The 12,650-nt window shown below is 73.2% G+C and carries 12 protein-coding genes and 2 tRNA genes; 9 read left to right on the forward strand and 5 right to left on the reverse strand.

Annotated elements, in window-relative coordinates:
• Positions 1-65 precede the first annotated feature (65 nt).
• The 3 genes from AB0B41_RS11755 (at position 66) to AB0B41_RS11765 (ending at position 3,995) form a co-directional block, all read left to right on the forward strand.
• A complete protein-coding gene (locus AB0B41_RS11755) occupies positions 66-1,694 on the forward strand; it encodes an AMP-binding protein (protein WP_358201828.1) in 1,629 nt (542 codons plus the stop codon).
• A gap of 56 nt (positions 1,695-1,750) precedes the next feature.
• Complete coding sequence (locus tag AB0B41_RS11760; protein ID WP_358201831.1) at positions 1,751-2,629, forward strand: sucrase ferredoxin; 879 nt, start codon at positions 1,751-1,753, stop codon at positions 2,627-2,629.
• A 253-nt stretch (positions 2,630-2,882) separates the two neighbouring features.
• Complete coding sequence (locus tag AB0B41_RS11765; protein WP_358201833.1) at positions 2,883-3,995, forward strand: acyl-CoA dehydrogenase family protein; 1,113 nt, start codon at positions 2,883-2,885, stop codon at positions 3,993-3,995.
• Between the two features lie 108 nt (positions 3,996-4,103).
• Here AB0B41_RS11765 and AB0B41_RS11770 read toward each other — a convergent pair whose 3' ends face one another.
• Positions 4,104-4,928 carry an HAD hydrolase family protein gene (locus tag AB0B41_RS11770; protein WP_358201838.1) on the reverse strand — a complete coding sequence of 275 codons (825 nt, stop codon included), beginning with the start codon at positions 4,926-4,928 and terminating at the stop codon, positions 4,104-4,106.
• Between the two features lie 100 nt (positions 4,929-5,028).
• On the opposite strand from AB0B41_RS11770, the gene AB0B41_RS11775 reads away from it, so the two are divergent.
• Complete coding sequence (locus AB0B41_RS11775) at positions 5,029-5,538, forward strand: PH domain-containing protein (RefSeq protein WP_358201840.1); 510 nt, start codon at positions 5,029-5,031, stop codon at positions 5,536-5,538.
• Entirely contained in the window at positions 5,535-7,064 is a 1,530-nt protein-coding gene (locus tag AB0B41_RS11780; RefSeq protein WP_358201841.1) for a PH domain-containing protein, read from the forward strand. The genes AB0B41_RS11775 and AB0B41_RS11780 overlap by 4 nt, the downstream gene beginning before the upstream one ends.
• 64 nt (positions 7,065-7,128) lie before the next feature.
• Here AB0B41_RS11780 and AB0B41_RS11785 read toward each other — a convergent pair whose 3' ends face one another.
• Genes AB0B41_RS11785 through AB0B41_RS11795 form a run of 3 tightly spaced genes read right to left on the reverse strand, consistent with a single transcriptional unit; the run spans position 7,129 to position 9,430 of the window.
• Complete coding sequence (locus tag AB0B41_RS11785; protein ID WP_358201842.1) at positions 7,129-7,365, reverse strand: helix-turn-helix transcriptional regulator; 237 nt, start codon at positions 7,363-7,365, stop codon at positions 7,129-7,131.
• Positions 7,365-7,844: a DUF2975 domain-containing protein gene (locus tag AB0B41_RS11790; protein ID WP_358201845.1), complete on the reverse strand. Its 480-nt coding sequence runs from the start codon at positions 7,842-7,844 to the stop codon at positions 7,365-7,367. Before AB0B41_RS11790 ends, AB0B41_RS11785 begins: the two co-directional genes overlap by 1 nt.
• A gap of 41 nt (positions 7,845-7,885) precedes the next feature.
• A complete protein-coding gene (locus AB0B41_RS11795; protein ID WP_358201847.1) occupies positions 7,886-9,430 on the reverse strand; it encodes a helicase HerA-like domain-containing protein in 1,545 nt (514 codons plus the stop codon).
• Positions 9,431-9,490: 60 nt separating this feature from the next.
• Here AB0B41_RS11795 and orn point away from each other — a divergent pair, with 60 nt between their 5' ends.
• From orn to AB0B41_RS11815, 4 genes are all read left to right on the forward strand, one after another.
• Positions 9,491-10,093, forward strand: a complete 603-nt coding sequence (gene orn / locus AB0B41_RS11800; protein ID WP_037045533.1) for an oligoribonuclease — start codon at positions 9,491-9,493, stop codon at positions 10,091-10,093.
• 63 nt (positions 10,094-10,156) lie between these two features.
• A tRNA-His gene (locus AB0B41_RS11805) sits at positions 10,157-10,229 on the forward strand.
• A gap of 102 nt (positions 10,230-10,331) precedes the next feature.
• Positions 10,332-10,404: transfer RNA gene (locus AB0B41_RS11810), tRNA-Lys, on the forward strand.
• Between the two features lie 302 nt (positions 10,405-10,706).
• Complete coding sequence (locus AB0B41_RS11815) at positions 10,707-11,198, forward strand: SDR family oxidoreductase (RefSeq protein WP_358201849.1); 492 nt, start codon at positions 10,707-10,709, stop codon at positions 11,196-11,198.
• 631 nt (positions 11,199-11,829) lie between these two features.
• On the opposite strand, the gene AB0B41_RS11820 is transcribed toward AB0B41_RS11815, so the two are convergent.
• On the reverse strand, positions 11,830-12,639 hold the full coding sequence (locus AB0B41_RS11820; RefSeq protein ID WP_358201852.1) for a CmcJ/NvfI family oxidoreductase: 810 nt from the start codon (positions 12,637-12,639) through the stop codon (positions 11,830-11,832).
• Between the last annotated feature and the right edge of the window lie 11 nt (positions 12,640-12,650).

Consider the following 12,650-nt stretch of genomic DNA (forward strand, 5'->3'; position numbering starts at 1 on the left):
AAGTGGTGCTCCAGCACCACTTACCGCGCACGGCGGCTCCGCGGCGGGCACGGTTGAATGGCGCCGTGAGCGACCGCCGGACCCCCTCCCTCACCGACACCCTCGGCCCGGCCGCCGCCGGCCTGCGGCACGCGGCCACCACCACCCTCGGCACCGGACGCGCGCTGGTCGCGCTGGCCCGCTCGGGCGTCGTCCGGCCGATGCGGCCGGACCGGCTGGCCGGGGCGCTCGTCGGGTTGGTCCGGTACCGGTTCACCTTCGCCGGCGGCTACGCGGTCGGCGCGGCCCGGCACCCCGACCGGCCCGCGATCGTCGACGACTCCGGCACGCTCACCTACGCCGAGGTCCACACCCGCACGGACGGGCTCGCCCGGGCGTTCAAGGACCGTGGCGCGGCCGAACGCACCCGCGTCGGCGTGCTGTGCCGCAACCACCACGGCGCGATCGAGGCGATGGTGGCGTGCGCGAAGCTGGGCGCGGACGTCGTGCTGCTGAACACCGGCCTGCCCGCCGGCCAGCTCGCGGAGATCGCCGAGGAGCTGAGGCTGCGGATCGTCGTGGCCGACGACGAGTTCCGCGACCGGCTCCCCGAGGGCCTCACCGTGATCGGCGAGGGCGAGCTCGACGGGCTCGCCGAGACCCCCGGCCCGCCGCCCGGGCGTCCCGCGGAGGAGGGGCGGGTGATCGTGCTGACCTCCGGCACCACCGGCACCCCCAAGGGCGCGCAGCGGCCGCCGATCTCGAACCTCGCGCCGGCGGCGTCGATCCTCTCGGTCATCCCGTTGCGGGCGGGCGAGCCGACGCTGCTCGCGGCCCCGCTCTTCCACACCTGGGGCAACGCCGGCCTGATGCTCACCCTGCTGCACGGCGGCACGGTCGTGCTGCGCCGGCAGTTCGACCCCGAGGACTTCCTGGACACCGTGGCGGCCGAGAAGATCCAGGTCGTCATCGCCGTCCCCGTCATGGTGCAGCGGGTGTACGAGACCGGGCAGGCGTGGCGCGACCGGCACCGGCCGCGGATCGTCGCGGTCTCCGGCTCCGCGCTGCCGACCGGGCTCGCCCGGGACTTCATGGACCGCTACGGCGACTGCCTCTACAACCTCTACGGCTCCACGGAGGTCTCGTGGGTGAGCATCGCCTCCCCGCGCGACCTGCGGGAGGCGCCGGGCACCGCGGGCCACGCGCCCGTCGGGACGGTCCTGCGGATCCTCGACGACGACGGCCGCGGGGTGCCGCCGAACACCGACGGCCGCGTCTTCGTCGGCAACGACCTGCCCTTCGAGGGCTACACCCGCGAGGGCCAGGACATCGAGCGGCAGGACGGGCTGATCGGCACCGGGGACGTGGGGCACCTCGACGACGCGGGCCGGCTCTTCCTCACCGGCCGGGGCGACGACATGATCGTCTCCGGCGGGGAGAACGTCCACCCCGGACCGGTCGAGGACCTCATCGCGGCCGACGACGCGGTGCGCGAGGTCGCCGTCGTCGGGGTGCCGGACGAGAAGTTCGGTCAGCGACTCGCGGCCTACGTCGTGCTGCGCGAAGGGGCCACGCTGGACGAGGACGCCGTGCGCGCGCTGGTCAAGGAGAAGGCCGCCCGGTTCGCCGTTCCTCGGGACGTGGTGTTCCTCGACGAGCTCCCACGCAACCAGACCGGCAAAGTGGTCACCAGAGAGTTACCGGGTATGAACTGAACGCATCATCCGAGGTCACCCGTGCGATTTAGGGTGACCTAAGGTAGGGTCCCGGAATGGCCGGGAAGACCGACGCGCGCTGCTCCGCACTCGCGCGCGCGCTCGCCGAGCCGCTCCCCGGCACCGCCCCCGTGGGCGACCGGCTCGTGTGCGTCGAGCACCTCGGCGCGTGGCCGCGGACCGTCGACGAGCACCCCGACCCCGCCGTCGCCGGGCTCGCCGAGCGGGCCCGCGCGGCCGGCCGGCGGCTGCTGCTGATCCGGCGGCCCGGGCGTCGTCCGCCGCCGGACTCGCCGCGCACCGTGCTGCTCGCCGACACCGGTCCCGGGGCGGTCCGCGTCGGACAGCTGGTGGTCGAGGGGCCCTCGGAGCTCGCTTCGATCCCCCTCGACGACGCCCGCGCGGGCGAACCCGTCACCCGGCCGTTGATGCTCGTCTGCACGCACGGCACCCGGGACCTCTGCTGCGCGGTCGACGGGCTCGCGCTCGCCCGCGGGCTCGCCGAGACCGAGACGGACGGGATCTGGGAGTGCTCGCACCTCGGTGGGCACCGCTTCGCGCCGACCGCGCTCGTGCTGCCCACCGGCTACCTCTACGGCCGCCTCGACCTCGCCTCCGCCATCGAGGCGCGCAAGGCCGCCGGGCAGGGCGAGGTGGAGCACGGGCACTGCCGCGGCCGCGCCGCCTGGGAGCCGGCCGGGCAGGTCGCGGAGCTCGCCGTGCGCGCGCAGACCGGCCTGCGAGACGTCGACGCCCTCCTCGTCGCCCGCATCGACGGTCCCGACGTGCTCGTCACCGGCCCCGCCGGCGCCGCCTGGGCCGTGCGGGTCGAACCACGCCCCGGCCCCGAACGCCCGACCTCCTGCGGCGGCACCCTCGAACGCATGGCCCCCCTCGTCGCCACCGGGATCCGGGAGCTCGCCCGGGTGCGGTGAGGGTCGGGCGCGAGTGGGTGTACGAGCGCGGGTCGTGAGGACGTCAGGACCGGCCTGGATCGCTGGATCTTCGTCTCGGCAGCGGTCTGCCGGCTGAGTGTCGGCAGCGGTCGCACACCCAGCAGGCCATCACACATCTGGTCGACGGGATGTGTGCAGGACGGGCGGGATGGCAGCGCTCCGGACCGGATGGGCCGGCCCTCCTCGAGACGGGCTTGAGCCGCGAACGCGAGCAACCGCCTACCGTCTCCCCGTGGTCGCTCCCGTCCCCGTGCCGCCCGAGGATCCCGTCGACCGGGCGCGCCGGCTGGCCGTCGAGGTGCTGGAGCCGCACGCCGCGGCGGCCGACGACCCCGCGCGCGGGGTGCGTCGGGACCACATCCGGGCGCTCGCGGAGGCGGGTCTGCTCAGTGTGCGGATCCCGGAGGCCGAGGGCGGGCTCGGCGCCGGCGCGGTCACGGACGTCGAGGTCACGGAGGTCCTCGCCGGGGCGTGTGCGGCGACCTGGTTCGTGGTCAACCAGCACCGCACCCCGCAGATGCTCGCGCGCGGCGGCGTGGCCGGCCTCGACCCGGCGCACTTCACGACCGGAGAGGCCGGGTCCCGGTACCGCGCCGCGCTGTCGTCCGCCGAGGAGCAGGCGGGGCTGGCGATCGCGCACCTGCGCCGCCCCGGCTCGCCCGCCGTGCGCGCGGAGCCCGACGGCGCGGGGTGGCGGCTGCACGGGAGCGCCGACTGGTGCACCGGCTGGGGCCTGGTCGACCACGTGATGATCGCCGCCACCGCGCCCGGCGACCGGTACCTCTTCACGCTGCTCCTGGCACGGGAGTCGGCGGAGTTGAGAGCCGGCGACCCGCTGCCGCTCGCCGTGATGGGCGGCACCCGGACCGTCGCGCTGGAGATCGACGGGCTCGCCGTCGACCCCGACGCCGTCCTCGGCCTCGCCGACGGCCCGGCCTACCGCGAGCTCGACGCCGCCCGCACCGCGAACCCCACGGCCGCGACCACCGGCCTGCTGCGCCGGGTCCTCCGCGCGCTCGCCGCGGTCGACCGGCCCGGGGTGGCCGAACTCGCGGCGACGCTCTCCGACCGGGCCGAGGAACTGCGCGCCGAGGCCCTCGCCCTGCTCATCGAGGTCCCCCTGCGGGAACGGATCCCGGAACGGCTGGCCCTGCGCGGCGAGCTGGGCGCGCTGACCGTGCGCGCCGCGAACGCCCTGGTCGCGGCCCGCTCGGGCGCGGCGATGCTCCTCGACAGCCCGGAGCAGCGGTGGGCGCGGGAGGCGAGCTTCCACCTCGTCCAGGCCCAGACCGCGCCGGTGCGCGAGGCCCAGCTCGCCGCCCTCGGCCGCGATCCACGGAGATAGCGCTCGAACACCGCGGCGCCCCCTGCTGCATGCGTCCGAGGTAGCGCTCCCACACCGCGGCGAGCGCCGTACCGCCCCGCCCTTCAGAGTGCCGTATCGCCCCGCCCTTCAGAGATACCGCTCGAGCACGGCGGCGAGGCCGTCCTCCTCGACCGTGCCGGTGACCTCGTCGGCGTCGGCCTTCACCTCCGGCGGGGCCTGGCCCATCGCCACGCCGAGGCCGGCCCAGCGGAGCATGGCGCGGTCGTTGTCGCCGTCGCCCACCGCGAGGACGTCCGCCTGCGCCACGCCGAGGACCCGCGCGACCTCGGCCAGCGCCGACGCCTTCGACACCCCCTCCGGCACCATCGACACCCACGGCAGCTCGTGGTCGAGGGTCACCTCGGCCCCGGGGACCTCGACACCCTCCATCCGCTCGGCGACGTCCGCGGGCGTGCCGTGCGGCCAGTACGCGACGACCTTCGGCGTCGGCTCCCCGAGCAGCTCGTGCTCGTCGACGACCCGAACCCGACCGGCGAGGATGCCGTCGGGGAAGGGCGCGGCGACCCGCTGCCCGCGGCCGACCTCCTCGCACCCGAACACAGCGCCGGGCAGGGCCTCGCGCACCGCCGCGACGACCGGGCCCGGCTCGAACCGGATCGCGTACCGCACCTCCCGCGAGCCGGTGTCGAGCACGACGGCACCGTTCGAGCAGACCGTCGTGTGCGGGAAGTCGGCGTACCGGTCGGCACGGGGGCGGGCACCCAGCTCGAGCTGGTCCAGCACGTGCCCGACGCCGAGCACGGTCCGCCCCGTGCACAGCGTGACGACGGCGTGCCGCCCGATCTCCCGGACGGCCGCGAGCACCCGTGGGCTGGGCGGATTCTTCTCGTGGACCGTGGTGCCGTCGATGTCGAGGGCGATCAGTCGCGGCTGCCATCCCGGGGGTCGCACACGTCCGACCCTACGGTGCCGGCGACGCGGCCGAAGGGTGCAGCGGCTGCTTCCGGAGGGTCCCGCGACACGGCCCGGGACGTTTCGGCAGCATGAACCCATGCAGACCGGGTCCACCGTGCCGACCGCGCTCCCGCTCCGCCCGCCCGCCCACCGGGTGGACCCGCGCGCGCGGAGCTGGTGGCGGCTGCGCGGGCTCGGCGGCACCGGGATCGTCGCGCTCCCCCAGCTCGTGGTGGCGCTGGTCCTCGGCGGGCCGGGCTGGCTGTGGGGGACGCTCGCAGCGACCGTGGTCGCCGGGCTGGTCTACGCCGCCGCCGTCCCCGGGATCCTGTTCCGCATCCATCGCTGGGAGGTCACGGACGAGGCGGTCTACACGCTCTCCGGCTGGCTGGTCCGCGAGTGGCGGATCGCGCCGATCTCGCGCGTACAGACCGTCGACACCGAGCACGGGCCGCTGCAGCAGCTGCTCGGGCTGGCCAGCGTGACCGTGACGACGGCGTCTGCGCGCGGGCCCGTCACCATCCGCGGCCTGGCCACGGCGCACGCCCAGGAGCTCGCCCGCCAGCTCACCGAGACCACCCAGGCCACGCCCGGCGACGCCACATGACGGTCTCGGCCGAGCCCGTCGGCCCCGCCGTCGACTCCGGGGTCCCGTGGCGGCGGCTCGACGCGCGGATGGTGGTGGTCGAGCCGGTCCGGACCCTGTTCAAGCTCGTCCCGGTGCTGATCGTCGTGCTGATCACCGGGAGCAACGGCGACCCGGTCCGGCCGTGGATCACGCTCGGCATCGGCGTGCTGGTGGTCGTCGCCGGTGTGGTCCGCTGGCGCACGACCCGGTACCGGATCACGCCCGAGCGGGTCGAGCTGCACAGCGGCTGGCTCCGACGGCAGCGGCGCTCGGTGCCGCGCGACCGGATCCGCACCGTCGACCTCACGGCCTCGCCCCTGCACCGCGCCTTCCGGCTCAGCGTGGTGGCGGTGCGGGCGGCCGACGCCGGCGGGGAGCAGCGGCACGGCGGCCTCACGCTCGACGCCGTCAGCACGGCCGAGGCCGAGACCCTGCGGCGGGAGCTGCTGGACCGGCGGCCGGCCGAGCCCCGGCCCGTCGAGCAGTCGGCCGAGACCGAGCCCGACGCCGAGGTGCTGGCCCGGCTGCACTGGTCCTGGCTGCGGTTCGCCCCGCTCACCTTCTCCTCGCTGGCCGGCGTCGGCGCGATCGCGGCGGCCGCGTTCAACGTGCTCAACGAGCTGGGCGTCAGCCCCACGGAGGTCGACGGCGTCGACGCCGCGGCCGAGCGGCTCGCGGCGGCCCCGCTCTGGCTGGCCGTCGGGCTGGTGGGGCTGGCGTTGCTGGTGATCGCCGTCGTCGGGTCGGTGGTGCTGTTCACCGAGCGCTGGTGGGGCTACCGGCTGACCCGCGAGGCCGACGGCACGTTGCGCGTGCGGCGCGGGCTGCTGACCACCCGGTCGCTGTCGGTCGCGGAGGAGCGGCTGCGCGGCGTGGGCGTGCACGAGCCGTTGCTGCTGCGTGCCGGCGGCGGGGCCCAGACGCGCGCCCTGTCCACGGGGCTCGGGCGCGAGGCGCAGGGCGGGGTCCTGCAGCCGCCCGCGCCCCGGGCCGAGGCGCACCGGGTCGCCGGCGCGGCGCTGCGCAGGACCGGGACCGAGCTCGACCCGACCCTCACACCGCTGGTCCCGCACCCGGCGGCCGCGCGGCGGCGCCGGTACACCCGCGCCCTCGTGCCGGTGCTGGTGCTCGTCGCGGCGGCGGTCATCGTCGGACGGGTGTGGCCGGGGCTGGGCTGGATCTGGCCCGGCACGGTGGTGCTCGTGCCGCTCGCGGCGTTGCTGGCCGCCGACCGGTACCGGGCACTCGGCCATGCGCTCACCGCGCAGTACCTGGTCAGCCGGCTCGGCGGGCTGTCCCGCCGGACGGTCGCGTTGCAGCGTTCCGGCGTGATCGGCTGGACGGTCCGGCAGAGCCCCTTCCAGCGCCGCGCCGGCCTGGTGACCGTGCAGGCCGTGACGGCCGCGGGTGAGGGCGGCTACCTCATCCTCGACGTGGACGCCGCCGATGCCGTCTCGCTGGCGGAGGCCACCACGCCGGGGCTGCTCCCCCGGATCCGGCCGTAGCGCGGCCCCGGTCTCCTCGGGACGGTCAGGGGCGCCTCGGCGTGGACCTCGCGACGGACGAGCCTCAGGACCTGTCGGCGGCCTCCGCCGTCTCCTCCGCCGGCACCCACTCCAGCAGGTCTCCGGGCTGGCAGTCGAGCACCCGGCACATCGCGTCCAGGGTGCTGAACCGCACCGCCTTGGCCCGCCCGTTCTTCAGGACCGCGACGTTGGCCGGCGTGAGTCCGACCTTCTCGGCGAACTCCCCGACGCTCATCTTGCGCCGGGCCAGCTCGACGTCGATCCGCACGACGATCGGCATCAGATGACCGCCTCCATGTCGGCGCGCAGGGCCGTGGCCTGCCGCAGCAGGGCCCGCATCACCACCATCAGCAGCCCCAGCACGGCGACGCCGACGACCATGAGGAACAGCACCATCGGCACGCCCGGGTCGTCCGCCCGGAACCCGACGTAGAGGAACACCCCCACCAGCACCACCCACGCCGCGGCGATCGCCCACACGATCGCGTCGACCCACCTCAGCGAGGCCGGGCTGAAGATCCGGTCCTTCTTCACCCGGGCGAGCAGCATCCAGGTCGCGACGATCACGACCTGGACGCACAGCACCCAGAACACCGCCAGGGCGGTCAGCGGCCAGCGGAGGTACGCGTCCTGCGGAGACTCCTTCGCCATGTGGGCGAACTGGCCCGGCAGCGACAGGGTCTGGAACACGACCAGCACCCCGAACAACACGACGAGGAACACCCGGAGCGGCGCGACCGCTCGATGCTCGGCACTCATGAACCGAGTATCGAGCGGTATCTATCGAAAGTCAATCGCTTCTAGCGCCGACGCGTACCGAAGAGCCCGCGCGTGATCTCCCGGCCCAGCTGGGTGGCCATCGACCGCATGAACGACTTGGCCGCAGGCGAGTTGAGGATCTGCGTGACCATCCCCGGCTCCTCCCGCTCCTCACGGCGCCGCTCCGGCTCGGGGGCGGCCTCCGGCGCCGGCGCCGTCGGCGGGGCAGCCTCGGCGATCTTCGCCGTGAGCTTCTCGTAGGCCGACTCACGGTCGATCGTCTCGCCGTACTTGGCGTAGAGCGGCGAGGCCTCGGCCGCCTCCGTCACGGCCTGCTCGCCGATCGCGGCCATCAACGACCGCGGGGCCCGCATCCGCGACCAGGCCACCGGCGTGGGTGCACCCCGCTCCGACAGCACCGTGACGACCGCCTCGCCGGTGCCCAGCGTGGTCAGTGCCTCCTCGAGGTCGTAGACCTTCGACGTGGGGTAGGTCTTGACCGTCCTGGCCAGCGCCTTCTGGTCCTCCGGGGTGAAGGCGCGCAGGGCGTGCTGGACGCGCGCGCCGAGCTGGGAGAGCACGGCGTTGGGCACGTCCGTGGGCAGCTGCGTGCAGAAGAACACGCCGACGCCCTTCGACCGGATCAGCTTCACGGTCTGCTCGATGCGCTCGAGGAAGGCCTTCGAGGCGTCGGTGAAGAGCAGGTGCGCCTCGTCGAAGAAGAACACGAGCTTGGGCTTGTCGAGGTCGCCCGCCTCGGGCAGGTCCTCGTAGAGCTCGGCGAGCAGCCACATCAGGAACGTGGAGAAGAGCTTCGGGTTCGCCGCCTGCTCGGCGAGCTCGACCAGCGTGACGACGCCCTTCCCGTCGACCTGGCGGAGCAGGTCGGCCGGCTCGAACTCGGGCTCGCCGAAGAAGTCCTCGCCGCCCTGGGCCTCGAGGTTCACCAGCGCCCGGAGGATGACGCCGGCCGTGGCGGCCGAGACGCCGCCGATCCCCTTGAGATCGGCCTTGCCCTCGTCGCTCGTGAGGTGCTGGATGACCGCGCGGAGGTCCTTGATGTCGAGCAGCGGGAGGTTCCGCTGGTCGGCCCAGTGGAAGATCAGCCCGAGCGTGGACTCCTGGGTGTCGTTCAGATCCAGGACCTTCGACAGCAGGATCGGCCCGAACTGGGTGATCGTGGCCCGGATCGGGATCGCGGAGGACTTCCCGCCCAGGGACAGGAACTCGACGGGGAACCCGGTGCCCACCCAGTCGTCCCCGGTGTCCTTCGCCCGGGACTGGATCTTCGGCCCGTCCTCCCCCGGGCGCGCGAGCCCGGAGAGGTCGCCCTTCACGTCCGCCAGCAGGACGGGGACCCCGGCGGCGGAGAGCTGCTCGGCCAGCCCCTGCAGGGTCTTGGTCTTGCCGGTGCCCGTGGCGCCCGCGACCAGCCCGTGCCGGTTGAGCGTGGCGAACGGGATCCGGACGCGCGTCGACGGGTCCACCTGCCCGTCGACCACGACCGTGCCCAGCTCGAGGGCGGCACCCTCGGTGGCGTAGCCGGCGGCGATCTCCTGGGCTGCGCTCTGCGTGTTCTCCCCCACGTCGCCGGAGCCTAGACCAGCGCTACGACAACCGACGGGCCAGCGCATACGCTGCGGGCCATGAACGACCGGCTGGTGTGGATCGACTGTGAGATGACCGGTCTCGACCTGCGCCGCGACGCGCTCATCGAGATCGCCGTGCTGGTCACGGACGGGGACCTGAACGTGCTCGGCGAGGGCGTGGACCTCGTGATCCACGCCGACGACGACGCGTTGGCCGGGATGCCCGAGGTCGTCCGCGAGATGCACGCGCGGTCCGGGCTGACCGAGGAGGTCCGGGCGTCGACGATCACGGTGCGGGAGGCCGAGGAGGCCGTGCTCGCCTACATCCGTGAGCACGTGCCCGACCCCGGCACGGCGCCGCTGGCCGGCAACTCCATCGCCACCGACCGCGGCTACCTCGCCCGGGACATGCCGGAGCTCGACGCCCACCTGCACTACCGGATGATCGACGTCAGCTCGGTCAAGGAGCTGGCGCGCCGCTGGTTCCCGCGGGTCTTCTACGCCAAGCCGGAGAAGGGCCTCGCCCACCGCGCGCTCGCGGACATCAAGGAGTCGATCCGCGAGCTCGAGTACTACCGCCGGACGCTGTTCGTGCAGCCCCCGGGCCCGACGTCCGACGAGGCCAGGGCCGCCGCGGCCGCGCTGGCACCCCCGCGGTGAAGCCGCTTGCCGCGACCTTGTAGAGTTCACGTCAGAACGCCGGGGCAGCCCGGAGGTTCGATGGTGGGTGTAGCTCAGCTGGTAGAGCACCTGGTTGTGGTCCAGGAAGTCGCGGGTTCAAGTCCCGTCACTCACCCGGGGTCGCGGACCCCCTCGCACGGCCCGGAGAACGCCTCTGATAGCGTTTCGCCTGTCGCGCAAGGGACACCGCAGTACCCGGCAGGACAACTGAACACATGCGCCGCTAGCTCAATCGGCAGAGCAGCTGACTCTTAATCAGCGGGTTGGGGGTTCGATTCCCTCGCGGCGCACAGAAGCAGCAGGTCAGGGCGTTGTCGCTCTGACCTGCTTCGCGTTCAAAAGATCATAGTGAGCGTTTGTTCGCCCTGAAGCGAAGAGAAGGAGTCAGCTGATCACGGCTGGCAGTCCGGTCCTACCGGCCCGATCCGAGAAACCGCCGCCCACGAGTTCCGACCCGGGACGAGCTGCCCAGTTTCGGCACGGCGGCTGACCGCGACACTGATGCTCGTGGGAGAACCCCTACGTGTCGAGATTCCGACGCAAGGCGCGCTCAGCGGAGCAACCCGCCCCGTCGCAGACGATCGACTGCACCGTGATCCGCGCGGCGTCCGGCGAGGCGAGGAAGGACACCAGCCCGGCGAAGATCACCGAGCAACACTACGAGCGGATCTTCGGCGTCAACGTGCGAGGCACCGTGTTCACCCTGCAGATGGCGGTCCCGGTGCTCGACGACGGGGCGTCGGTCATCCTCAACTCCTCGGTCTGCGCGGACGACGGGGTCGAGGCGTTCGGCACCTGTGCCGCGAGCAAGGCGGCCCTGCGCTCCTACGCGCGGACCTGGGCCAACGAGCTCAAGGGGCGAGGCATCCGGGCCAACGCGATCTCACCCGGCACGATCGACCCCCGTGCCATACCCGCGATGGTCGGCGCCGAGGACGCCGAGACCGTGAAAGCCGGGGTCGCCGCGCAGGTCCCTTCCGGCCGCATGGGTACGGCAGAGGAGGTGGTTACGTGGTCGCCTTCCTCTCGTCCAAGCAGAGCAGCTTCGTTCTTGGCACGACGATCTACATCGCGGCGGCAATAAGCAGTCCCGATCAGCCGGTCGCGGCGCACAGGCGGTCCGTCGACCGTGCCAGTGAGCAGCGGCGTGATCGCCGACCCTCGTAGCGGGCCGCAGAGGGCATCAGGTCTGTCTGTGCCATCCGGTACCGCCTTGTGGCCGCTGTCGAGAGGCCCAGACCCGCCGGGGCACCCCAGTGCCCATGATCTTCCGTACGAACGTGGGCTCCGACGACGCGAACGCAGTGCTGCTCCGCCGTCTGGAGCGCGGCGTCCGCCTTGATCGTCGGGAGGCAGATGGGCATGCTGGACGGAGCGCGTACGCCGAACGACCGCTCCGCCGTCTCGGCACCGATGAGGTCGTAGACGAGCTCGACCGGAGCTGCCACGTCCTCGAACCGCTCGGTCCGGTAGGCGACGACTTGGCGCGGTCGCCGCTTTGGTCTTCGTTGATCCGCGGTGTTCATCGACAATCGACGGCGATCTCATGATCCTCTCGAGCCTCACCTGGTCTGACACGGAGGGCCAGAACGCTTTACTGCAACCCGCTGCCTCGCCGCATGAGGACAGACCCAAGCCCAGCTGCCGGGGAACCGCCGAAGAACCGACCTGGCGAGCCTCATCGATCACGCCCGATTCACCGGGGGGCCTCGGCATCAGCCGAAGAACGCCACCGTGCGTGCCTCGACGCTAGCGCGAGGCGCAGCGTCCGGTCGTGAGGTCGGGTCGTCGATTGCGCTGTGCGCCACCGGGAACGGGACGGCGGGATCGGTGTCCCAGAGCCGGAAGAGCAGGGCCTCGTCGGGTTGCATGTCCGGGAAGTAGTACCAGCGCTGCTTCGGGTCGTGCATCAGGTTCAGGCCGACGAACGGCTGCGGCTCGTCGGGCCGCTCGTGGATCGGGACGGACATGTACTCGTCCAGGCCGACCGTGCGGGCGTCGGTGACCGCGAGGGGGACCCGCTCGACGGGCCGGATGCCGCGCCAGACGTTGATCTCCGACCAGCGCCCGGCCAGCCACTCGTCGGCCTCGGCGCCCATCGCCCGGCGGATCCAGACCTCGAAGCTCGGACCATCGTAGTCGGCGTGGGCGGCGCGCGCGGGCTGGCGCTCGCCGCGCTTCTCGCCGTCCTCGAAGCGGGCCATGGTGTGGAAGACGACGACCTTGACCGCGCCCGTCGCTCCCTTGACCAGCTCCTCCAGCTCGGCGGTGTAGACCCGCTTCACCTCGTCCTCGTCGGCGAAGTCCCGTACCGCGGTCTGGTGCTTGACCAGCGCGAACCCGTGCACGTCGAGGCTGAACTCCGAGGCGATCGGTCGGGCGTTGGTGATCGTGGTGTCGACGGTGCGGAAGCTCGCCGACGAGGCCGCGTGCTGTCCTGCGTAGAAGATCCCGGCTGGCTGGTCGGGGTCGGCGTAGCGCAGCGGCACCGTCACCGTCACCGTGGACATCGTGTCCATGCTCATCGTTCCTCCGT

It is taken from the genome of Pseudonocardia sp. NPDC049154 (assembly GCF_040648315.1).
In the GTDB taxonomy this organism is placed as follows: domain Bacteria; phylum Actinomycetota; class Actinomycetes; order Mycobacteriales; family Pseudonocardiaceae; genus Pseudonocardia.